The sequence below is a fragment of the Pseudomonas sp. PB3P13 genome (assembly GCF_054897735.1).
This window is the reverse complement of record NZ_CM142702.1, coordinates 2,301,366-2,322,748: the sequence shown is the minus strand read 5'-3', so window position 1 is coordinate 2,322,748 and position 21,383 is coordinate 2,301,366. Positions and strand designations below refer to the sequence as shown.

Sequence of the window (21,383 nt, the reverse complement as noted above, 5' to 3'; positions counted from 1 at the left end):
GCCTGCCGCTCTAGACTGCACGCGTGTTTCCGCTATTTCAGAGAATTGCCATGAAAAACGATGACCTGCGCGCCGAGCGCGACGACCTCGATCACCACGACGACTTCATCCCTCGCACGCCGGCCAAACGCAGCACCAGCCTGGTGATGCAAGTGGCCACCGGCGTGTTTCTCGGCGGTCTGGCCTTGTGGCTGGTGCAACTGGGCGCCACGCTGCTTTACAACAAATTGATGCTGGCCACCGTCACGTTCGGCGGTTAAGCCAGTTCGGTTGCACGCTGGCTGGCGGCATCGTCATAAACGACATACAGCGATTCTGCAATCTGGCTTTTGATGGCTTTGGCACTTTCAAGACCAAGGACAAAACCCTCGGCCTTGCCGCCTGCACGATTCAATTCGTCAGCGGTGCCGGCCTGAGTGATTGCATCGAGCAGTTTCTCGGCGTGCGGACCTACGCCTTTTGGCAAGCTGATTTGAGCGATGCTCATGCGAACACCCCGCAAGGGCAAGGTGTGGAAAACAGGTGGGTCATGACGCGTACCTTTTCGGCGAATGGCCGGCAGCGCGTGTAACCGCTGCCGGGCGACCATGGTAGACCTCTCGTGCCTTTCTGGTAACCGCCAATCGCTGATAAACCGCCGCCCGTCTTGCCAAATTGGCTCAACAGAAAACATAGGCTTGACTTCTCTTTTTGAATCAGTAACATACACGCCATTCCGCGATAGCTCAGTTGGTAGAGCAAGTGACTGTTAATCACTGGGTCCCTGGTTCGAGTCCAGGTCGTGGAGCCAGACAGCAATAACGAAAAGCCCCCGAATCGAAAGATTCAGGGGCTTTTTTGTGGCTTTCGTTTGATCAAGGGCTGTCGTTTGATCAAGAAAGTCGCTCGAAGGCTTGGTAGCCTGCGAGCGATCATTGTTTAACACCTGGTGGTGCCGTTACACGTGCTCACTGCTTTTCACATGCAAAGCCCGCGGCTCGCCATGCCCGGTGTCTGGCTCCACCACCGGAATTTCCTTGCCGTCGCAATCATGCAGTTTGCCTTCGCTGAAATAATCCCCTTCGCGTAACGCCGCCAGATCCTTGTAGCGCAGCACCCGTTCGGTACCTGCCGCAAACACCGACTGTTGATCCGAGTTGCCGGCAGTCAGGTGGTTGAAAGCCAGGTTCAGGACGATGGCCATGATCGCCGAGGAGCTGATGCCCGAATGGAAAATCGTCGCGAACCAGCTCGGGAATTGATCGTAGAAGTGTGGCGCAGCAATCGGAATCATGCCGAAACCGATAGAAGTGGCGACGATGATCAGGTTGACGTTGTTGCGGTAATCGACCTTGGACAGCGTGCGAATGCCGCTGGCCGCCACTGTTCCGAATAGCACGATACCGGCGCCGCCGAGTACGGAGGTCGGCACGGCAGCAATCACCCGGCCCATGAATGGCAGCAATCCGAGTATCACCAGAAACAGACCGCCGGTGGCTACCACAAAACGGCTCTTGATCCCGGTCACCGCCACCAGCCCGACGTTCTGGGCAAAGGCACTCTGGGTAAAGGAGCCGAAGATCGGTGCGATCATGCTGGACAGCATATCGGCGCGCAGACCATCGCCCAGACGTTTGGAGTCGACCTTGGTTTCGATGATTTCACCGACCGCGAGGATGTCTGCCGAGGTCTCTACCAAGGTCACCATGACAACGATGCACATCGACAGAATCGCGGCGAAATGAAAGGTCGGCATGCCGAAGTGAAACGGCTCGGGGAAACCGAACATCGGCCCTTGCGTCACCGAAGAAAAGTCCGCCATGCCGAGGAATACCGCGATCACCGTTCCAATGACCATCGCCAGCAGGATGGACAAGCGCGAGATGGTCGCGCTGCCGACTTTACTGAGCAACAACACCAACATCAGCGTCACTGCCGCCAAACCGATGTTGGACATACTGCCGAAGTCTGGCGCCTGGCTGTTGCCGCCCATGGCCCAGCGTGCAGCCACCGGCATAAGCGTCAGGCCGATGGTGGTGATGACGATGCCGGTGACCAGCGGCGGGAAGAACTTGGTGATTCGCGAGAACACCGGCGTGATCAGCAATCCGATTAGAGATGCGGCAATCACCGCCCCCAGAATCGATTGAAACCCGCCCTCGCCGCCGCTGCTGACAATCGCCACCATGGTGGCGACACCCGAGAACGACACGCCCTGCACCAGCGGCAACTGACAGCCGAAAAACGGTAAGCCCAGCGTCTGCAGTAATGTCGCCAAGCCCCCCGCAAACAATGAAGCAGCAATCAATAAACCGATGTCCGCCGGTGACAGCCCGGCCGCCTGGCCGATAATCAATGGCACCGCGACAATGCCGCCGTACATGGTCAGAACGTGTTGCAGGCCGTAAGCCATATTCGCGCCGACCCCGAGGTTTTCGTCCTCAGGTCGTTGGTGTGAAACATGGGGCGTTTTCATGATTGGGGGGTTCCCTGGTTTTTTGTTATGCGCACACTGTATGCAAGACTCACGACAAATGTCTATAGAGTTGTATACAACTACCCAGTCAAATTATGAACAGGCGTTCCAATCGGCCCTGAGTAACGCTTTCAGCGCGCTACAACACCTTGCAATAAATCTGCCGCTATTCACTCGATAACGCCCACTAAGCTTCAAGGTTCCTGGTGACCATCGGTAGGGTCGCCCCTTTCATATACATATAGAATATGCATAATAATGTCATTCGAGATTCAGTACGACAAAGGGAAAAATGCAGCCAACAAACTCAAGGTCAAGGGCGTCAGCCTGTCCGAGGCGGAACCGGTTTTTCACGATGAGCAAGCGCTTACGCTTCAGGATAATCATCACGACGAACAGCGCTGGGTCATTGTCGGAATGGACGCGAGAGGTCGCTTGCTGGTGGTGGCCTATACCTACCGCGACCCGAATTTTGTTCGGGTTATTTCCGCCCGCCTCGCTACTAAAACAGAACGTCAGCGGTACCTGGAGGTTTTAACCTATGAAAAATGAATACGATTTCAGCGAGGCGAAGCGCGGCGCCATTGCGAATAGCAAAGGCAAGACCCGCATTACCATCATGCTGGACGACGCCGTTCTGGAAGCAGCTCGAACACAGGCTGAGCGTGAGGGGCTGGGCTATCAAACCGTCATAAACGGCCACTTGCGGCGGATCTTGCTTGGCGAGAAACGCAAAAACATGGAGACAGCGCACCTCAAGGCGGGAATTACGCATCCCGAGCTTAAAAGCCTGGAGAAAAAATTGAACGACGCCGTTGCTGAGATTCATCGCTTGATGGAGCAGGATGCTCACCCATAAACGAGCAGCCCGATACCTTGGTGTGAATATCACCCATGGCCAAAATCCTGCCGACACCCAGTCCACCATCAAGCGGACATGAGCAATTTTTCCAGCGCACCTCTGATCTGTGCATCATCAGGCAATCGAATGGAGAACTCACGGGCTAGCACTGCGACCAATTCATCCAGATCGGTGATCTCACGGCGCTCGCTTTCCTGGCCTGTCCGGTGAATCGCGAAGCTGCCGTTGTTCAACGTGCGGCGCCAGCCCTCCCCCGTTCGTGCCACCATGAGTTGTCTGGCGAAGGAGGATTGCGGACAGGTCGAGACGTACCAGTTGCCGACGGCGTAATCGACCTCTTCCTGACGTTGCAGGTCGAAGATGTACATTGCTCGCCATTCATTGGCGACCCTGGCGCGCAGGGTGTAGCCGTCGCTGTGCTGTTCGATTCGGTAAGGCTCATGCGCCGTCGCCTGCTCTTCCAGAGTGTCGAGCAGCAGTGGCGCCGTGGGCACCATGCCTCCGAACCCGACGTCGGTGATGTAACGCACGCCCTCCAGAACGATCAGGTTCAGGCGGTGCGTGCGCGCAGTCCAGGCGCCTTCGGGCTGCCCCATGACGACACGGCCGGTGATGCCGCGCACGTCGAAACCCAGTTCCTGCAGCAGCGCAAAGAACATCCCGTTGAGCTCGTAGCAGTAGCCACCGCGACCGTCCTGAAGGAGTTTTTGCTCGATCGATGGCAGGTCGATGAGCACCGGCACGCCCGCCAGGGTATTGATGTTTTCGAAAGGAAAAACGCTGGTATGGCGAAATTGCAGCTGACGCAGAGTCTGCAGTGTGGGCGGTGGCGGCGCCTCGAATCCAAGGCGTTGAAGGTACAGCTCAGGATGGCTCAGGCGTGGTTCGTTCATGAATCGGTCCTTATACAGGCAACCGCGGATCGCTCTGCCGATGGTCGCCATGTATAAAGCAACAGCTGCCGGGCACGACAATTGATTTAAGCAATCGTCGCCGCTCGACGAATTCACCGACGCTTGCGCGAGCCCAAACGGATCCACGTCGGTGCATGGTCGCTGGCATGCGGTTCATTGCGCACCCACGCGTCGACGCCCGCTTCGTGCAGGTAGGGACTCAGCGCCGGATTAAGCAGCAGGTGATCGATGCGCAGCCCCGAATTTTTCTGCCAGTGCTGTCGGAAATAATCCCAGAACGTGTAGAGCCGGTCTTCGGGATACAAATGCCGCAAGGAATCCGTCCAGCCCTGATCCAGCAGGCGCTGGTAGCACTCGCGGCTTTCCGGTTGCAGCAGCGCGTCCTTGAGCCACGATCGCGGGTTGTAGATGTCCATGTCGGTGGGCACCACGTTGTAGTCGCCCGCCAGCACCACCGGGTGGTCACTGCTCTGCAAATCTTTCGCGTAGCTGATCAGCCGTTCGAACCACGCCAGCTTGTAGTCGAATTTCGGCCCAGGCTGCGGGTTACCGTTGGGCAAGTACAAACAGCCCACCAGTACGCCATGCACCGCAGCCTCGATGTAGCGGCTATGGGTGTCGCTGTCATCGCCGGGCAAGCCTCGGCGACTCTCCAGCGGTTGCGCATCACGCGCCAGAATCGCTACACCGTTCCACGACGTTTGCCCCTGCCAGATCGCACCATAACCGGCAGCCTCGATTTCGGCTGCAGGGAACGCGGCGTCCACCGATTTCAGTTCCTGCAAACAGACAATGTCCGGTTTCTCGCGCTCCAGCCACGCCAGCAGATTGGGCAGCCGGGCACGCATGCCATTGACGTTGAACGTTGCGATTCGCAGATTCTTCACAGGTCAGCGCTCCTGCCGAGGATGATCATTGTGTGACCTCGGCGTGTTCCGGTGGTTGCGTTGATTGGCGCACTGCCGCGTCGCAGACGACCACTCGTCACGCAATGGGCACCAACCTCCTCGCCGGCGACACCAAACTGAAGTAACGACTCACCTTTGGAGACGAACGATGATGAACATCAAAATCACGCCGTTGCTTCTGGCCGGTCTGCTCTGTGCAGCTTCCGTGACTGCATTTGCAGGTTCTGGTGATGGTGCAGATGCCACCGGCACCAAATCCGGCTCGGTCGGCGGTTCTACCACAGCCCCCAACCCGAGCGCTCCCCCACGTCCGAACACCGACGGCAGTGTCAATCCGACACCTCCGCCCCCAGCCGGCGGAAGCGGCGGCACCAGCGGCTCCGGCGCAGGCGGCGGAACGGGCGCAGCGGGTGGCGGCACTGGTGGAGCTGGCGGTGGCACGGGCAGTTGAACGCGCAAAAACAGCCGATGACAGACAACATCGGCTGTTTTCCTGAATGAAACCACCGCAATAACCGCTTAACGGTCCGAGCGCATCAACGCCTCGACAGCGCCTTCCATCGACAGCACCGCCGAGCGATTACGTCCCGAATGTTTGGCCTGATACAGCGCAGCGTCTGCGCGTTTGATGAACACTTCCTTGTCGTCGAGTCCCGTCGGCACAAACGCGTAGCAACCAAGACTGACCGTGACAAACCCGTTCGGAGAGCCGCGGTGGCGAATGTTTTGCGCCATGACGCTGCGTCGAATCTGTTCGGCAATGGCCATCGCACCGTGGATGTCGGTATCTGACAGCAACACAGCAAACTCTTCGCCTCCATAGCGTACGGCGAGGTCCGTGGGCCGATGGCAACAACTTTTGACCACTTTGGCGACTTGCGCGAGGCAGTGATCGCCGGCGACGTGTCCGTAGGCATCGTTGTAGCGTTTGAAGTAATCGATGTCGAGCATGATCAGGCTTAAAGGAGTCGTGTGCCGAGCGCCTCGACCGAACTCGATGTCGAGCGCGTGCTCGAACAGCCGGCGATTGCCGAGACCCGTAAGGCTGTCCTGGTCCGCAATCAGCTTCAGCGCTTCCTGGGCCTCGCGCAGATCTTTCTCGATGCGCTCGCCCACGCGCACCTGACGCACAAACACCCAGCCAAACAAACCCACGCCCAGCACGACCAGCGCGACGATCACGGTGGAATGAAACGCGGTGGCGTACCAGTCCTTGAGTATTGCGTCCTTGGATGAAGCGGCCGAGACCACCACGGGATAAGCATCGAGCTGACGGAAGCCATACAGACGAACGGTGTCATCGAGCACGGAAGCAATCATCGCGTTGCCCGACATCGCACCCGCCAGGTATTTGGTGAACATCTCGCCACTGGCCAACGACTTGCCAATCTGCGCTTCGACGAATGGGCGTCGCGCCAACAATGTGCCGTCACTGAGCGCGAGGAACATCGAGCCCTCGTTATCGATGCTGAAGCTTTTGAAGAACTGGTCAAAATACGACATCTTGATGCCGGCCATCAGCACGCCTTGAAACATGCCGGCTTTGTCGTTTACCCGTTTGGAAACCGGGATGATCCATTCACCGTTTTGGCGGCTGCGAATGGCCGGGCCGATGTGCGCGATGGATGAGACGTTTTGCTGGTGATATTTGAAATATTCACGGTCGTGGACACCCGTACCGCGCGGCAGATCCCCGAACGAGGTCACCACCCACTGGCCATTCTGATCGAACAGGAACACCCCGTGCAGTTGGCTCAGTGCCTGGACGCGGCGAGCAAAGGTTTTGCGTAACAGTGGCTTTTGCGCATCGTTGAAGCCCTCTTCCTGAATCCAGTCCGCGAGGCTGGTCAGCACCAGATCGGCTTTCATGAAGGTGTCTTCAGCCTGCTGGGCCATGGCGCGTGTGAGGTTCGAAGAGTCCTCTTCAGCCAACGCGAGATCGTGCCGACGCGACTGCTCGAGTTGCAGGTACAACAGACCACAAAGGCACAGGCACACAACGACGACAAACAGTACCGCTGCCTTGCGCAGCGGCAGCCGTTTCAATGCGCCACCGGTGGCGTGGCGCGGATCGTCTGGAGAGATAGGCAAAAGCTCGTCCTGCAGGAGTACGGCATGGGCGAAGGCCCAATACTCTTGTAATTGGCGCGCCTAGTGTACGCCAAGGCGCACGGCAATAGCCCTTGCAACCGCTGCTCACCACTACCAGCGATGCCGGCCTCAAAAGCGGCGTGCTCTTATTGGCGGGCGCCTCCAACCGCAGTCGCAGCCTGCAAATTCAACACCGGCATTTTTGAAGGTCGATTCAATGCGCGCAGCACGGGCGCATCGTAACCGTACACGTCTGGCTTGAACGCCACTCGCCCGTCGCTGCCCATGTCGACTGTCCAGTAAGCGAGCAACACCGGGACTTTTACCGGCAGCTGAATGTTTTGCGTCTTGCCATTGGCCAGTTGCTTCTGGATACCGGCGCTGTTCCATTTGACCGGATCGTTGAACAGCAACTCCACCAGCTGCAGCGGATTCTCTACCCGGATGCAGCCCGAACTGGTCGCGCGAACGGTTCGGGAAAACAGCTCGCGATGCGGGGTGTCGTGCAGGTAAATCGCGTAATCGTTAGGGAAACGGATCACCACTTGCCCCAGCGAGCTGTCCGGGCCTGCGTCCTGGCGCAACCTGATGCCACGCGGATTGCTCCAGTCGACGGTCGAAGGATCCAGCACGTTGCCCTCGCGATCGAGCACGCGTATGCGATGGGCCGCCAGGTAATGGGGATTACTCTGCACCTTCGGCAACACGTCCTCCTTGAGGATCGTCGGCGGCACCGTCCAGGTTGGGTTAAAGGTGATGTAGCTGATCTGCGCCTGGAAGATCGGCGTATTGCGCGCCGCTTTACCGACCTGCACCCGAGAGCGCCATATAGGCTGACCGTCTCGGTACATCGCCACTTTATAACCCGCGATATCAACGATGACGAACGTGCCTTGAAGCTTGTAAAGCAGCCAGCGAGCACGCTCCATGTTGACCCGCACCTGATCGATACGCGCTTCCACCGGCACATTCAACGCCGCCAGCGTCGTGGCGCCGGCCATGCCGTCGGCGCTCAAATATTGCGCGTTCTGGTATTTTTTCACCGCAGCGGTCACGGCACCGTCGTATTGAGTGCCGCGAATCAGGCGCGGATCGAGGAAGCCTGCAGCTACCAGCCTCGCGCGCAACTGCGCCACGGCCGGTTCGTCCATGCCGGGTTTGAGTGAATGATCGACCACAACTTTCGGCCAGCCGCCGCGCTGACGTACATCACGCAACTGTGCCAGGGCCTGGCGCAAGCCGACATACACCGCTTCTTGCGGCGGTGCCTGGGCGAACGCTTTGGCTACATCGTGATTATCCAGAGCGGCGAAGAAAGCGTTGACATCGTCACGCGGATCGACGCCGTTTGCGTCGAAATTCCAGTGATTGTCCAGACGTGCAGGATCGACCTTGCCCCGCCGCAGCTGCATCAATGCGCTGATGAACGTGTGGGTAGTCGCCAGATCAAAGGCCGCCTGCTGCTGCGCCGTTGCAGGTGTGGCTTGCAACGCCGATCTGGATCGAACCAGTTCGCCGATGTGAAAATCCGTCGGCGTCAAACCGTCGATGTCCGTCGCCTGCAAACTGGTAATCAATTGCTCGATGTCGCCTTCGTGGGTCCATGCCGGCCGATAGGCACGATGAGCATAGAAATCCAGCACCAGTCGGCTGACATCCACACGTCGATGGCGCGGTCCAGTGAGCAGCGGCGGGAAGGCACTTTGCAACGGCTCGAGCGATGCCTGAATCGCTTGACCAACGCTGTCGTCAGGCGCGGCTGCCGATAACACGCTGGGCGAAATTGTCGGCGCAATCGACGAAGTTCCCGCCAGCGCAGTGCCGCTGATCAGAAAGCCCATAAAAAAAACGCGGCTTATGACGAATAACCTTGTTAAAAGCACCATGGATAATCCTTAATTCCCCGCATTCAACGTCCGGCATTCCAACGCACTGCTAGACTCGAACTCAACATGATGAGACATCTATATGGCGCTACTACGTTTTGGCTGTGTATTCCCGGCGCTGCTTCTGACTGCAATGTCTGGAGCGTCAGCCTACGCCGATTCGCTTGCGACTGCTCTGATCAAAGCAGCGCCGAAAGCCAATGCCAACGTCATCTACCTCGCTGTTCGCGCTTCGCAATGCAGCGTCGCCCAAGGCGCAGCTCCCGCGCAAAGACTTGCGGTGATTGATTACTCCCTGCCTTCGACCGAACAACGCTTGTGGGTGTTCGATTTGAAAAAGCGCAAGTTGCTGTTTCAGGAACTGGTCGCCCACGGACGTAACAGCGGCGAAAACATGGCGGTGAATTTCTCCAACCAGAATGAAAGTTTTGCCACCAGCCTCGGCTTGTACCGCACGCAACAGAGCTATGTCGGGCAAAACGGTTATTCGCTGCGCATGGAAGGCCTGGAGCCGGGCTTCAACGACAACGCGTTTGACCGCGCAATCGTCATTCACGGCGCGCCTTACGTCAGCCCCGTGCTGGCCCGGGCAAACGGACGCATTGGCCGTAGCCTCGGTTGCCCGGCTGTCCGACCGGCGGTCGCGCACAAGTTGATCGATTCGATGAAAGACGGACAACTGTTGTTTTCCTATTACCCGGATAACAGCTGGTTGAAAACCTCGTCCTATATCAATTGCGGTAGCGGCACCGTGGCTTCAGCTTCCAGGCCAGTGACCCATCGTTGAATGCAGCGTGACCTGCTGCCGGGACTATTTAAACTCCCGCAGACGGCCAAACACTATTGGCTGGACCGGGAAACCCAAGCCTGGACCTTCAACATCGCAACAACGTAACAGTCAGTAGTGATGGTCCGGCAACACTGTTGATTTCCCATGGCTTCGGTTGCGACCAGACCATGTGGCGCCAGGATCGTTCTCAAGATTTTCGTACAGCATGAGTTGCAAAGTGGCGAACTCGTGAGTCGCTTGAAACGACCAACTGCGGACGTTTCCGTTTCCGAGCGATGAAGCGGGACCGAAGTCGCTGATTAAATGTACGGCGATAAAAAGGGCCCTCGAAGGGCCCGATTTTTTGCAGATCCCAATTACTTGGTCAGCCACGACTCGACGGTGGCGGAGCCGTGTTCAGCTTTCCATTCCTTCAGGGTTTTGTGGTTTCCGCCTTTGGTTTCAACCACTTCGCCCGTTTTAGGGTGCTTGTAGATCTTCATTTCACGAGGCTTGCGAGTACCGGTTTTCGGCTCGTTGGCAGGGGCGCGACGACTCGCTTTCGGGTCAAGAAGGTTGATCACATCTTTCAGGCTGTAGCTGTATTTGGCGAGCAAGTCGCGCAACTTGGTCTCGAACTCAATCTCTTTTTTCAGACCCGCGTCGCCCTTCAGGGCTTCGAGCGCCTGGAGCTGTTCGGCAAGGTGTTTCTCGAGTTGGCGGAATTCTGCGAGCTTGGACATTATTAATCTCTATGTGGTTAGTAACCAGACGGTACACCAAAAGCACCTGATTGAATTTAGTTAACTTAATCCAACTCAGCAAGTAATTCCTTCAACGTGCGCTCGTCACTCGCATTGCAAGTGATAGCTACGGAACGGAAACGTCATCAAGGCTGTCCGTTGTAGTAGACACCAACGTGTCAGAACCCTGTCAAACTGGAGAAACGAACCATGAATAACATTATCTACATCGTCGGCGCCGTTGTGATCGTCCTGTTTATCCTGTCTTTTATCGGCATTGTGTGACACCGGACTGTCAGCACGATGGCTGAATTTGCTTGGCACTACCGGCGCCTGCAGGGTGCCGGCGCAAGTATCATCCCGTCGCATCGCCCATTCACCCCGGGCACCACGCCATTCGTCCCGTGCCCGTTGCGGGTTGGACATGTCCCTGAGGATGCTGACGAGGTTCATCCTGCACCGAGGCGCGCATCCGGGAGGCCGCCACTGCTACCCGATCGGCGGCATTCGCGGTTTTGATGCCCATGGCGTCCGGGAGCACTTTCATCCGCCGACGGCACCCGCACTTTTCTTCTGACGTCAGTATTGCGCTTGTGCTTCAGGAGCTGGACCTGCGGCAGGACGCGAACTCAACATAGGAGAAAACAATATCTGAAACACCGTGCCGCCATTTGCATCGGACTCATGACTTAGCGAGCCGCCCAGGTTTCTTACAAGCGAAGTAATTACTTTCATTCCCAGGCCCGACATCTGATTTACATCAAAGTCGGCTGGAAGGCCCTTGCCATTGTCTCTTACGGTTAAGCAGTATTGGTGCGCATTGGGTGCTAATTGCACGTCGACCCTGGAGGCGCCGTATTTCAAAGCGTTAGTCACCAATTCGTTAACGATAAGGCCGAGTTGACTGAGTTGTTCGCTCGCCAAGGCTAACGGAACAGCTTCAACCGAAATCGCCACTTGATCCCCACAACCTAACATTGTCGATAAGCCAGCACAGAGTTGGACCAGATAGTCAGCGCTATCGAGTGTCGTGGCGGCTTTGCCGATGTGAATATGTTGATGCACATTGGCTACGGCAAATATTTTGGCAGCCGCCCTGGAAATCTCGTTAGCCGCTTCAGAGCTGCCCAACTGCGCACTTTGAATGCTCAACATCGACACAATCAAATGGAGGCTATTCATGACTCGATGGTCAATTTCCTCGGCCATCAAGTTGGAATGTTTCAGCGCAGCTTCCTTCTCGGCTATGGACCGTATGGACGAAAGGCGCAGCTCGAGCTGATCCATTACAACGCTGGCAAGATCCGTCAATGTGTCTATCTGTTCTTGGGTAACGGTGCGCGGCTGCTTGTCCAACACACATAACGTACCCAGATTGAAGCCGTCGTGGGTATGCAGCGGCACACCCAAGTAAAATTGAAGCCCAAATTCTCCTGCCACAAGGGGATTGGTAAGCGTTCGAGGGTCACGCCTGGCATCGGTTACCAACCAAGGCGCACTCTGCAGTATCGCAGAGGAACATAGCCCTGAATGGCGGGGAATTTGATTTGCGGCGAGCCCATGATGGGATTTGAACCAGATTCGATCCGTGTCGACGATACTCACGATTGCTATCGGAGTTCCGAGAAGGCGCGCTGCGATTGCAGTCACACGATCAAACGCGCCATCCGGAGGCGTATCAAGGATGGCATATCTGCGGACAACGCTCATCCGCAGGGCTTCATCTGGCGCCAGTTCACCAGAGCTTGCGGAGTGAGGCATATTGATCACGGTCATTTATCACTCCAAAAGGTCTAGGGCCAGTGCAATTGAGGTTGATCCGACGGGACGGCCACTCTAACAGTTCGAACCGGGGCGTCCGCTTCGCACTTGATCGGGAGGCCTTGAGGCCAGCAAGGCGCTGCGCAGTATTATGACAGCAAGAGATGCGTCTGGGAGCATTCGCACACCGGCGCGTTTTATGCGGCGCAGGGGGCGGCGATGAACAAGCCGGTGAATACTTGAATCCGGAGGCGGTCGATATTCGCTGTTAAGCAGAGCATTTGTAGGGATTAACGCAAGGCACTATGATGTCGCTCTGCAACTATCGGCCTACGCGCCGCATAGACATTTGTATGGAGCGTTACTGACATGGATGCACCGGGCCCTGACGTGTTGCGCAAGCGGTACTTAGGGACAATTTTGTTAGTCCTCTGCGCACTAAGCAGTTTCGCCGCTGCAGACCCCGCCGGCAATTCAGCACAGCGACGCGCTGCGACTGTCACTCAAGTGATAATGGGCATCTTCAGCTATGCCCGCTGGCCTGCTGATCTTCAGCAAATTCGCTTGTGCGTGGTTGGGCCAACAGAATACGCCGATGATTTAATGAATGGCGCGAAACAGTCTGCTGGACGCCCGGTCGTGGTTCGCCGTCTGCTAGTCAATGATCCGCAACTCCCCGCCGAATGCGATGCGCTTTACATTGGCGTCCTTACGCCCCACGACCGCAGCAACGTGTTCGCCGCCCTGACCGGACTCGCCGTGTTGAGCGTTAGTGAGCAACCCGACCAGTGCACCGTAGGCAGCGCTTTTTGTTTGCAAGTCAGCGATAGCCAGGTTGGATTCGAAATCAATCTGGATTCGGTAGCCCGAAGTGGTGTACGCATTCACCCTAACGTTCTGCAGCTTTCACGGCATCGGACATCAATCCAATGAGCAGCGCATCGCCAGAATCCCCTGGCTCGGCCTCACTCCCGACACTGCGCACAGTTTTAAGACGAGGGCATCTGAAAGTTGCGTTGGTGGCGGTCAGCCTGGCTGGCCTGTCTTTAACGTTACTGGCATTGTTTGCACTGCGAGCTTACGCCGACCACAACCTGCAGCTCATCGCCAGGTCTATCAGCTACACAGTGGAAGCAGCCGTGGTATTCGACGATAAGGCGGCTGCAACTGAGGTGCTGTCGCTAATTGCAGCTTCGGAAGAGGTGGCAGAGGTTCAGTTGCTCAAACCGAGCGGTGACGCCATGGCAAGCTGGGCCCGTCCGGAGGTTGAGCAAAGATCAAAGGCAGAAGCGTTACTCGCCGATTTGCTGATGGTTGAGCCCGTTTCATTACCAATCCTGCACCACGACCGCACCATTGGCACGGTGATGGTCGCTGGTGATGGGACAAACTTGCTGCATTTTTTGGTCAGTGTTTTCTGCGGGATCATCGGGTGCCTGGCACTGAGCATCGTAGTCGCTCAATATTTGTCGCGACGACTGCTGAGGAGCATCGTGCGGCCATTGCGAAAACTTGCCGAAGCCGCACATGTGGCTCGCGTCAACCGAACGTTTGATCAGCGTGTGCCGAAAGCGGATATTGCCGAGTTAAACCATCTGAACAGCGACTTTAACTGCATGCTGGGCGAGCTCGAAAATTGGCAAGCGCACCTCGAAAACCAGAATCGCGCCCTGACGCATGAGGCCTCTCACGATAGCTTGACCGGACTTCCCAATCGGGCATTTTTCAATGGCCGTTTAAGTCGCGCATTGATCGACGCCAGGACATCGAATGACAAGTTCGCCGTGCTGTTTCTCGACAGTGATCGTTTCAAAACTATCAATGACACTCATGGTCATGCCGCAGGTGATGCGGTGTTAACAAGCGTCGCGGCCAGGGTCAGCTCACAAGTGCGTAATACTGACCTGGTTGCTCGACTTGGCGGGGACGAATTTGCAGTGCTGCTTTCGCCGATTCGTCACATTGATGACGTTGTGAAAATAGCTGACGCCATCATCACCAGCATGAAGGCGCCCATCAACATTCCGGATAACGAATCAGTAACAACATCGTTAAGCATTGGAGTGGCTGTTTTTCCTTTGCACGGTAAAACCCCTGACCAACTGCTGGATGCTGCAGACGCAGCGATGTATGAAGCCAAGCGATCAAGACTGGGTGGTCTTCATATCGCGCTGTCAGATCAAACACTTTAAATGAAAAGGAATTTGCGGTGATTTCGTCTAGTTCGTGGAATGTGCGTTTTTACTTGTTGGGATTTTTTCTAGTCGTGATGAGTCTGGCAGGATGTCAAAGCACGTCGCCGCCCTCGGGTCTGACGGCTGAGCAGATAGCAGTATTGAAAGCTCAAGGCTTTAGACCGAACGACGAGGGCTGGGTATTCGACTTGTCGGGCAAGGTGCTCTTTGGTAGTGATGTAGGGGCGGTAAACAAGCAGAGCAGAGAGATAGTCGAGCGCATCGGCAAGGCATTAATGGGCGTTGGGATCGACCACCTACGGGTGGATGGTCATGCCGACGCTTCTGGCAAAGCAACTTACAACGAGCAGTTGTCCCTGCTTCGAGCGAAAAGTGTTAGCGATGCACTTGTAGCAATCGGCATGCGCCAGGAAAACCTGCAGATCCGGGGGTTAGGTAGCAATTATCCCGTGGCCCCCAACAACACGGCCGAAGGCCGGACTGAAAACCGTAGAGTGGCGATTGTGGTGGCTTCGCATTAAACCTGCGAACAAAAAAAACCGGTTGGCAAGGGCTTTAATATCCTGGCAGGGGCGAAACAAATACCCGGTCCGGAGAAGGTCATCCTCGTCAGGATGACCTTCCCTTCTCTCAAGTCGAAGGTCTGGCTTTCCTGATAAACTGTTTTCCCGTCCCGATTGATCCGTATCTGCGCCGTGTAGGCCGTCGAGCTGTCAAAAACCGCTGTATAAAAGATCAGTACCAATGAATTTCCAAAAATCTGAAACGTCCGTAAGCACTAGCCCTGTCGGCCCTGAGCCATCCCGCCGCTTCAGTGTCGCGCCGATGATGGACTGGACCGACCGTCACTGCCGCTTCTTCCTGCGCCTGCTCTCCAAAAACGCGCTGCTCTACACCGAAATGGTCACCACGGGCGCGCTGCTCAACGGCGACCATGAGCGTTTTTTGCGCCATGACGAAGCCGAACACCCGCTCGCCCTGCAACTGGGCGGCAGCGTGCCGCTGGACCTGGCTGCCTGTGCGCGGATGGCGCAAGCGCATGGCTACGACGAAGTGAATCTCAACGTCGGTTGCCCGAGTGATCGGGTGCAGAACAATATGATCGGCGCGGTGCTGATGGGGCATCCGCATCTGGTCGCCGACTGCGTGAAAGCGATGCGCGATGCGGTGTCGATTCCGGTGACGGTGAAACATCGCATCGGCATCAATGGGCGCGACAGTTATGCCCAATTGTGTGATTTCGTCGGCACGGTTCGGGAAGCTGGCTGCACGAGTTTTACGGTGCATGCGCGGATTGCGATTCTGGAGGGGTTATCGCCGAAGGAAAACCGTGACATTCCGCCTCTGCGTTACGACGTCGCGGCGCAGTTGAAAGCTGACTTTCCGGAACTGGAGATCATTCTCAACGGTGGGATCAAGACGCTGGAAGCCTGTCATGAACACCTGCAAATCTTCGATGGTGTGATGCTGGGTCGCGAGGCCTATCACAATCCCTACATCATGGCCGAGGTGGATCAGCAGCTGTTCGGCAGCACGGCGCCGGTGATCAGTCGTGCGCAAGCGCTGGCGCAGTTGCGGCCTTATATAGCCGCCCATATCGAAGCGGGCGGGTCGATGCATCACATCACCCGGCACGTGTTGGGGTTGGGAACCGGTTTTCCGGGCGCGCGAAAATTTCGCCAGTTGTTGTCGGTGGATATTCACAAATCCAGAGAGCCACTGAAGCTGCTGGACCAGGCCGCGACGTTGCTTGAAGGACGCTAATGCATTTCGGTGATCGCTTGCCAAGCGTCAGTTTCCTGGGCGCAGGCGGTCATATGGGTTGAACCTGTGACGTCTTTCGGCATCGAACGATCGATACCGCGCCCCGCCCTTCAAACAGCCTTTCTCCGGTTGTTGCCATCGGGGCCATCGATACACGTACACGCCCTTGAGTGGCCGCAAGCGCTCGGGTAATGTCATCAGACCCATAGGACAGAGCACGCCCATGACTTCCAAGCTGGAACAACTCAAGCAAATGACCACCGTGGTTGCCGACACCGGCGACTTCGAAGCGATCGCTCGCGTAAAACCTGTAGACGCTACCACCAACCCTTCCCTTCTGCTCAAAGCGGCGGCCATCACCGGTTACGCCGAGCTGCTCGACGCTTGCGTCAGCGATTGCAAAGGTGATGTCGGCCTCGCCAGCGACCGTTTTGGCGTCGCGGTCGGGCAAGAGATCCTGAAGGTAATTCCTGGCCGTATTTCCACCGAAGTGGATGCGCGCCTCTCGTTCGACACTGATGCTGTGTTGGAGCGCGCGCACCGCCTGATCGAGCTGTACGACAAGGCCGGCATTGGCCGTGACCGCGTGCTGATCAAGATCGCGTCCACTTGGGAAGGTATCCGCGCTGCCGAGATTCTGGAAAAGGAAGGCATCCAGACCAACCTTACCCTGCTGTTCTCGTTTGCTCAGGCATCTGCGTGTGCCGATGCGGGTGTGTTCCTGATTTCGCCGTTCGTAGGCCGAATCTACGACTGGTACAAGAAAGCCAACGGCAGCGACTACAGCGGTGCGGATGATCCAGGCGTGCAGTCGGTGACGCGCATCTACAACTATTACAAGGCCAATGACTACAAGACCGTTGTCATGGGTGCGAGCTTCCGCAACCTGAACCAGATCGAGCAACTGGCCGGTTGTGATCGTTTGACCATCAGCCCGGATCTGATTGATAAACTGGCAGCAGACACTGGCAAGCTGGAGCGCAAATTGACGCCGGGCCATGCGGGTGAAGCGCGTTTGAGCCTGAACGAAGCGCAGTTCCGTTGGTTGTCCAACGAGGATGCGATGGCCACCGAGAAACTGGCTGAGGGGATTCGTCAGTTCGCTCGCGATCAGGAGAAGCTTGAGGCGCTGTTGCAGGCCAAGCTGTGATTTGATTCAGCGTTGATGCAAAAAGGGCGAACCTTGACGGGTTCGCCCTTTTTTATGCGTCGATCGCACGAGTCAGTGGCGCTCCAGCGCATTTACCAGGTCATGAAACGCTTCACGATTGGAGTCGTTCAGGCCCATGAGGATCTTGTGGGCCTCGAGCACCTTGATCCGCACCACCTCTTCCGACTGATCCTGGTCCGGCAGGTCCGTCAGGCACTCCGGGCACGGGATCGGCCGATCAACGATGTTGAACACCTGCTCGAAGCCCATGGACTGCAGCAGACGGGTGATGTCTTCATGGGTGGTGACCACGGTGGGCAACAGACCGATCTTTTGCCGCGACAGGATCGACAGTTTGGCCAGCAGGCCAAGGGTGGTGCTGTCGATGCTGCGGGTTTCGGTGAGGTCAATCACGATCGCATTGAAGTTCAACGCGCTGAAGATCCGCTCAATAGTCGCATCCAACGCCGAACACAGGGTCAGGCGAACTTCACCGACGAACTTCAGGACGAAGGTGCCGTCCTGCTCGGCGAACTGGATTCTACCGGTACTCATTGAAGATTCCTGCTCAACACCAACAGGGCGATATCATCCGGCATCTCCCCCAGCGTGGCCAGTCCAAAAACCTGCCGCAACCCATCCAGGGTGCCGCCCGCAGCCTTGACCCGTTGGGGCAACGCCGCTTCCTTCTCTTTGAGTGTAGGTTCCGACAAAAGATCCAGAATGCCGTCCGACATCAGCGTCAGACTGAACGCCGGCGGCAATTCGAGCACATGGTCTTCATAGGTGGCCTCGTTGAAGAGGCCGACCGGCAGACCGCGTCCTTCCAGATACCGAACACTGTCTGGCGTGTACAACACAGGCAACGGCAAATGACCACCGATGCTATAGGTCAACAAACCTGTCTCCTCGTCGATGACTCCACCGACCATCGTGACGTGTTTACCCAGCTTACAACTGATCAGGCCGCGGTTGATATGACCGAGGACTTCCGAAGGTTTGAATTCCGGCAATGTGCCGCTGCGTTTGGATTCAAACAACAAACGCGTGGTCATGAACTTCAACAGTACGGTGACGAATGCTGAAGAGGCACCGTGGCCGGAGACATCCGCCAGATAGAACGCCACCCGGCGCTCGTCGACCCGGAAATAGTCAACGAAATCACCCGACAGGTACAACGACGGGATGATCTGGTGGGCAAACTGGAACTCGTCGATGCTCCACGGGCTGATCGGCAGCATGTTCATCTGCACCTGGCGCCCGGCGTTCTGGTCTTCCTGCAGCAGGTTCAGACTGGCTGCGAGTTCGCGGTTGGCCTTTTCCAGCTTCTCGCGGTAGCGCTGGTTTTCCAGCAGCAGACGCGCGCGATCCAGGGCCCGGCGTACGGAGTGCTCGAGCACAGCCAGATCCTCGAGCGGCTTGATGAGGTAATCGGCAGCGCCCAGACGCAAGGCTTCGACCGCATCATTCATCACGCCCGCGCCGGACACCACGATAACCGGGGTCTGCGGCGAAAGCTCAGTGACCTGGCGGATGAGTTCGAGCCCGCCCATCTGCGGCATGCGCAGATCGCAGATGACCAGATCGGGCTTGTCCTGCTCGAATACCTGAAGACCCTGCTGGCCGTTGCTGGCCTGCAAGACGCTGAAACCACTGTCGTCCAAATAGGCGGCAAGGCTCGCGCGCACTACTTCGTCATCATCGATTATCAGCAACGTGGCACTGGTTTTTGGCATGTGGGCAAACGGCGCCAGAATTAGGTTGGCGTAGTGGCTGGGGTGATTGACCCGGCACAGACTACTGGATTCGCTTTCTAGCCTCTCTAACGCACTGCTTTCGAGCATTTGCCCGATTTACAGATCCACCAGAGGTGCCCTTCTAAGGCGCAGACGGTACTCCCATCCGCGGGGCGTTTCAAGCTCACGCCGATCGTCGCCTGACCTCTTTACGAGTCAAATGACCGGGAGTTATAAGAACAGACGAAACCGAAACCCAATGGAAGGATGAGCCCATGCCTCAAAGCGATCGGGACTACAGCGAAAAGCGTGATTTCATCCGCATGCGGGTTGATGCGGATATAGCGCTGATTCATGAGGGTGACGAAGTGGCAGCCGTCTGTATCGACCTTTCCAGCAGCGGTATGCAGATAGAGGCACCGCGAAGGTTCAAGGTCGGCGACCGCATCGACGTGCGCATCGAATCCGATCACGCCGCTTTGAAGGGCCTGGAGGCCGATACCGAAGTGGTGTGGGTCAAAGAAGAGGACGGCGTTAGTCAGAAACTCGGCCTTACAATCCTGAAGATGACATAAGCACTATCCACAGAAGCAGAAGGCGCCCCTCAGGCCGCCTTCGTGCATTTCAGATCAAGATCAGAAATCGTCTTCGACCTGACCGTCCTTGACCTTGAATTCGCGGTTCTGCAGATACGCATTGCGAACGAAAATATACTTGTCGCCACTGATCAGCTTCTCCGCCGACAGCAAGCTCGCGCGGGTATCGACAATGTTCAGGCCGAAGATCGAATTGCGCACCGGCACGTCGTTGATGTAGCGGTAGGGCCCGGTGTAGCCATCAACATACCTGGCCGGTGTATCACGCAGTGTGCTCGGGCCCAGCAGGGGCAGCACGACATAAGGGCCGCTTCCTACGCCCCAATAGCCCAGAGTCTGACCGAAGTCTTCGTCGCTGCGGTTAAGCCCCATCTGCGTGCCCACATCGAAAAACCCCAGCACACCGAAGGTGGTGTTGAAGATCAGGCGCGCCGTGTCTACGCCTGCGGCCGCAGGTTTGGCCTGCATGATGTTGTTGGCAAGGTTGGTGACATCACCGACGTTGCGAAACATGTTGTGGATGCCGTCTTCAAGAAATTGCGGGGTCACGAACTGATATCCCTGCGCCAGCGGTTTTAGCGCATAGGTGTCGAGCACATCGTTGAATTTGAAGATCGGGCGGTTGAAGCTTTCCCAAGGGTCATCTTCCGTCGCCGCCTGAGCAGCGAACGGAACCAGCAGCACACTGGCGCACACAGAAAGCCGAGCTAGATGATTGCTCCAGCGCATAAAAGAACTCCTTGGACTGTACTGGCCCGAGCACGTGGCCGGGGCATTAAGCTGGCTAGTATAAGGCGGAAAAGTCGCTTTAGACACTTATGTGCGCGCTGGCCCGCAGATCAATTGTCCGGATCCGGGCGATTCACATCTCTGTCATTCAACTGTCACCTGTGTCGCCTAGCGTGGTGTTTATTTCAGGGACGTTGATATGCCGCGCGCCGAAGCCTTGCCTCTCGCAGCACCCAGCCTGACTGCGGTTCTGTTCGGTCTCACGGGTTGCCTGGTGGATTTCGGTGCTCGCACGCGCCTGGACCGTGGGCACTCTGCCGACAATGCCGTCGTCACCCCGGGCGCGCTCGATAGCCTGCGCAGCTTGCAACTTCAGCAAATCCCCTGTGCCTGGCTGGATGAGCATTCTGCCGAGCTGAGCCATTGGCTCGCAGCCGACTTGCCCGCCTGGATCAAACCATCGCAACACCCCGCAGCAGTTCATCCGTGGCCCGCTCCGCATGCCTGCTGGCAGGCGCTGATGAGCCTGGGCGTCGAACGTCTGGACGGCTGCGTGCTTGTCAGCGGCGAACCGCGGCTGCTGCAATCGGGGCTGAATGCCGGGTTGTGGACAATTGGCCTGGCCTCCTACGGCTCACTCTGCGGCCTGGCGCCGAACGAATGGCAGGCGCTGTCCCAACAGGAACGGGAAATGAAGCGCGGCAAAGCGACGGTGGACCTGTTCACGTTGGGCGTTCATTCGGTGATCGATCACCTCGATGCGCTCGACAGCTGCCTGGCCGACATCAGCCTGCGCCGGCTCAAAGGCGAAAAGCCCTGACCGC

The 21,383-nt window shown here is 57.0% G+C and carries 23 protein-coding genes and 1 tRNA gene; 13 read left to right on the top strand and 11 right to left on the bottom strand.

The window, feature by feature from the left end:
* Positions 1-50 precede the first annotated feature (50 nt).
* Positions 51-260, top strand: coding sequence for a hypothetical protein (locus ACYZT1_RS10680; protein WP_462018897.1), 210 nt, complete (start codon positions 51-53; stop codon positions 258-260).
* On the opposite strand, the gene ACYZT1_RS10675 is transcribed toward ACYZT1_RS10680, so the two are convergent.
* A complete protein-coding gene (locus ACYZT1_RS10675) occupies positions 257-487 on the bottom strand; it encodes a hypothetical protein (RefSeq protein ID WP_462018896.1) in 231 nt (76 codons plus the stop codon). The genes ACYZT1_RS10680 and ACYZT1_RS10675 overlap by 4 nt on opposite strands.
* A 227-nt stretch (positions 488-714) precedes the next feature.
* On the opposite strand from ACYZT1_RS10675, the gene ACYZT1_RS10670 reads away from it, so the two are divergent.
* Positions 715-790: transfer RNA gene (locus tag ACYZT1_RS10670), tRNA-Asn, on the top strand.
* A 147-nt stretch (positions 791-937) separates the two neighbouring features.
* Here ACYZT1_RS10670 and ACYZT1_RS10665 read toward each other — a convergent pair.
* Positions 938-2,455 carry a nucleobase:cation symporter-2 family protein gene (locus tag ACYZT1_RS10665; protein ID WP_462018895.1) on the bottom strand — a complete coding sequence of 506 codons (1,518 nt, stop codon included), beginning with the start codon at positions 2,453-2,455 and terminating at the stop codon, positions 938-940.
* 255 nt (positions 2,456-2,710) lie between these two features.
* On the opposite strand from ACYZT1_RS10665, the gene ACYZT1_RS10660 reads away from it, so the two are divergent.
* Positions 2,711-3,007, top strand: coding sequence for a BrnT family toxin (locus ACYZT1_RS10660; RefSeq protein ID WP_462019224.1), 297 nt, complete (start codon positions 2,711-2,713; stop codon positions 3,005-3,007).
* A complete protein-coding gene (locus tag ACYZT1_RS10655) occupies positions 2,997-3,314 on the top strand; it encodes a BrnA antitoxin family protein (RefSeq protein WP_462018894.1) in 318 nt (105 codons plus the stop codon). Before ACYZT1_RS10660 ends, ACYZT1_RS10655 begins: the two co-directional genes overlap by 11 nt.
* 68 nt (positions 3,315-3,382) lie before the next feature.
* On the opposite strand, the gene ACYZT1_RS10650 is transcribed toward ACYZT1_RS10655, so the two are convergent.
* Together ACYZT1_RS10650 and xth are read right to left on the bottom strand one after the other, a co-directional pair.
* Positions 3,383-4,210, bottom strand: coding sequence for an arylamine N-acetyltransferase family protein (locus ACYZT1_RS10650; protein WP_462018893.1), 828 nt, complete (start codon positions 4,208-4,210; stop codon positions 3,383-3,385).
* Positions 4,211-4,323: 113 nt separating this feature from the next.
* Positions 4,324-5,118, bottom strand: coding sequence for an exodeoxyribonuclease III (xth, locus tag ACYZT1_RS10645; RefSeq protein WP_462018892.1), 795 nt, complete (start codon positions 5,116-5,118; stop codon positions 4,324-4,326).
* A gap of 169 nt (positions 5,119-5,287) precedes the next feature.
* Between xth and ACYZT1_RS10640 the strand changes: the two genes are divergently transcribed.
* Positions 5,288-5,590, top strand: a complete 303-nt coding sequence (locus tag ACYZT1_RS10640; protein ID WP_462018891.1) for a hypothetical protein — start codon at positions 5,288-5,290, stop codon at positions 5,588-5,590.
* Positions 5,591-5,658: 68 nt separating this feature from the next.
* Here the strand turns inward: ACYZT1_RS10640 and ACYZT1_RS10635 are convergent, their stop codons facing one another.
* Together ACYZT1_RS10635 and ACYZT1_RS10630 are read right to left on the bottom strand one after the other, a co-directional pair.
* Complete coding sequence (locus tag ACYZT1_RS10635) at positions 5,659-7,230, bottom strand: sensor domain-containing diguanylate cyclase (protein ID WP_462018890.1); 1,572 nt, start codon at positions 7,228-7,230, stop codon at positions 5,659-5,661.
* Between the two features lie 146 nt (positions 7,231-7,376).
* Complete coding sequence (locus ACYZT1_RS10630; protein ID WP_462018889.1) at positions 7,377-9,116, bottom strand: L,D-transpeptidase family protein; 1,740 nt, start codon at positions 9,114-9,116, stop codon at positions 7,377-7,379.
* An 82-nt stretch (positions 9,117-9,198) separates the two neighbouring features.
* Between ACYZT1_RS10630 and ACYZT1_RS10625 the strand changes: the two genes are divergently transcribed.
* A complete protein-coding gene (locus tag ACYZT1_RS10625) occupies positions 9,199-9,903 on the top strand; it encodes a murein L,D-transpeptidase catalytic domain family protein (protein ID WP_462018888.1) in 705 nt (234 codons plus the stop codon).
* A gap of 359 nt (positions 9,904-10,262) precedes the next feature.
* On the opposite strand, the gene ACYZT1_RS10620 is transcribed toward ACYZT1_RS10625, so the two are convergent.
* Together ACYZT1_RS10620 and ACYZT1_RS10615 are read right to left on the bottom strand one after the other, a co-directional pair.
* Positions 10,263-10,628, bottom strand: coding sequence for a histone-like nucleoid-structuring protein, MvaT/MvaU family (locus tag ACYZT1_RS10620; protein WP_462018887.1), 366 nt, complete (start codon positions 10,626-10,628; stop codon positions 10,263-10,265).
* A gap of 579 nt (positions 10,629-11,207) precedes the next feature.
* Positions 11,208-12,404 (bottom strand): sensor histidine kinase, encoded by a 1,197-nt coding sequence (locus tag ACYZT1_RS10615; protein ID WP_462018886.1) that lies wholly within the window; start codon positions 12,402-12,404, stop codon positions 11,208-11,210.
* 354 nt (positions 12,405-12,758) lie between these two features.
* On the opposite strand from ACYZT1_RS10615, the gene ACYZT1_RS10610 reads away from it, so the two are divergent.
* The 5 genes from ACYZT1_RS10610 to tal all read left to right on the top strand — a co-directional run bounded on the left by ACYZT1_RS10610 (position 12,759) and on the right by tal (position 17,498).
* Entirely contained in the window at positions 12,759-13,322 is a 564-nt protein-coding gene (locus ACYZT1_RS10610) for a YfiR family protein (RefSeq protein ID WP_462018885.1), read from the top strand.
* Positions 13,319-14,581: a diguanylate cyclase domain-containing protein gene (locus ACYZT1_RS10605; RefSeq protein ID WP_462018884.1), complete on the top strand. Its 1,263-nt coding sequence runs from the start codon at positions 13,319-13,321 to the stop codon at positions 14,579-14,581. Before ACYZT1_RS10610 ends, ACYZT1_RS10605 begins: the two co-directional genes overlap by 4 nt.
* A 77-nt stretch (positions 14,582-14,658) precedes the next feature.
* Positions 14,659-15,105, top strand: a complete 447-nt coding sequence (locus ACYZT1_RS10600) for an OmpA family protein (RefSeq protein WP_462019223.1) — start codon at positions 14,659-14,661, stop codon at positions 15,103-15,105.
* Between the two features lie 223 nt (positions 15,106-15,328).
* On the top strand, positions 15,329-16,348 hold the full coding sequence (dusA, locus tag ACYZT1_RS10595) for a tRNA dihydrouridine(20/20a) synthase DusA (RefSeq protein WP_462018883.1): 1,020 nt from the start codon (positions 15,329-15,331) through the stop codon (positions 16,346-16,348).
* Between the two features lie 223 nt (positions 16,349-16,571).
* Positions 16,572-17,498 carry a transaldolase gene (tal, locus tag ACYZT1_RS10590; RefSeq protein WP_462018882.1) on the top strand — a complete coding sequence of 309 codons (927 nt, stop codon included), beginning with the start codon at positions 16,572-16,574 and terminating at the stop codon, positions 17,496-17,498.
* A gap of 72 nt (positions 17,499-17,570) precedes the next feature.
* Here the strand turns inward: tal and rssC are convergent, their stop codons facing one another.
* Both rssC and rssB read right to left on the bottom strand, forming a co-directional pair.
* Entirely contained in the window at positions 17,571-18,053 is a 483-nt protein-coding gene (gene rssC / locus ACYZT1_RS10585; protein WP_462018881.1) for an anti-sigma factor antagonist RssC, read from the bottom strand.
* Positions 18,050-19,234, bottom strand: coding sequence for a two-component system response regulator RssB (gene rssB, locus ACYZT1_RS10580; RefSeq protein WP_462018880.1), 1,185 nt, complete (start codon positions 19,232-19,234; stop codon positions 18,050-18,052). The genes rssC and rssB overlap by 4 nt, the downstream gene beginning before the upstream one ends.
* Before the next feature lie 275 nt (positions 19,235-19,509).
* Here rssB and ACYZT1_RS10575 point away from each other — a divergent pair, with 275 nt between their 5' ends.
* Positions 19,510-19,809, top strand: coding sequence for a PilZ domain-containing protein (locus tag ACYZT1_RS10575; protein ID WP_462018879.1), 300 nt, complete (start codon positions 19,510-19,512; stop codon positions 19,807-19,809).
* Positions 19,810-19,869: 60 nt separating this feature from the next.
* Here ACYZT1_RS10575 and ACYZT1_RS10570 read toward each other — a convergent pair whose 3' ends face one another.
* Entirely contained in the window at positions 19,870-20,559 is a 690-nt protein-coding gene (locus ACYZT1_RS10570) for an MlaA family lipoprotein (protein WP_462018878.1), read from the bottom strand.
* A 199-nt stretch (positions 20,560-20,758) separates the two neighbouring features.
* On the opposite strand from ACYZT1_RS10570, the gene ACYZT1_RS10565 reads away from it, so the two are divergent.
* Positions 20,759-21,379, top strand: coding sequence for an HAD family phosphatase (locus ACYZT1_RS10565; protein WP_462018877.1), 621 nt, complete (start codon positions 20,759-20,761; stop codon positions 21,377-21,379).
* Positions 21,380-21,383: the final 4 nt, after the last annotated feature.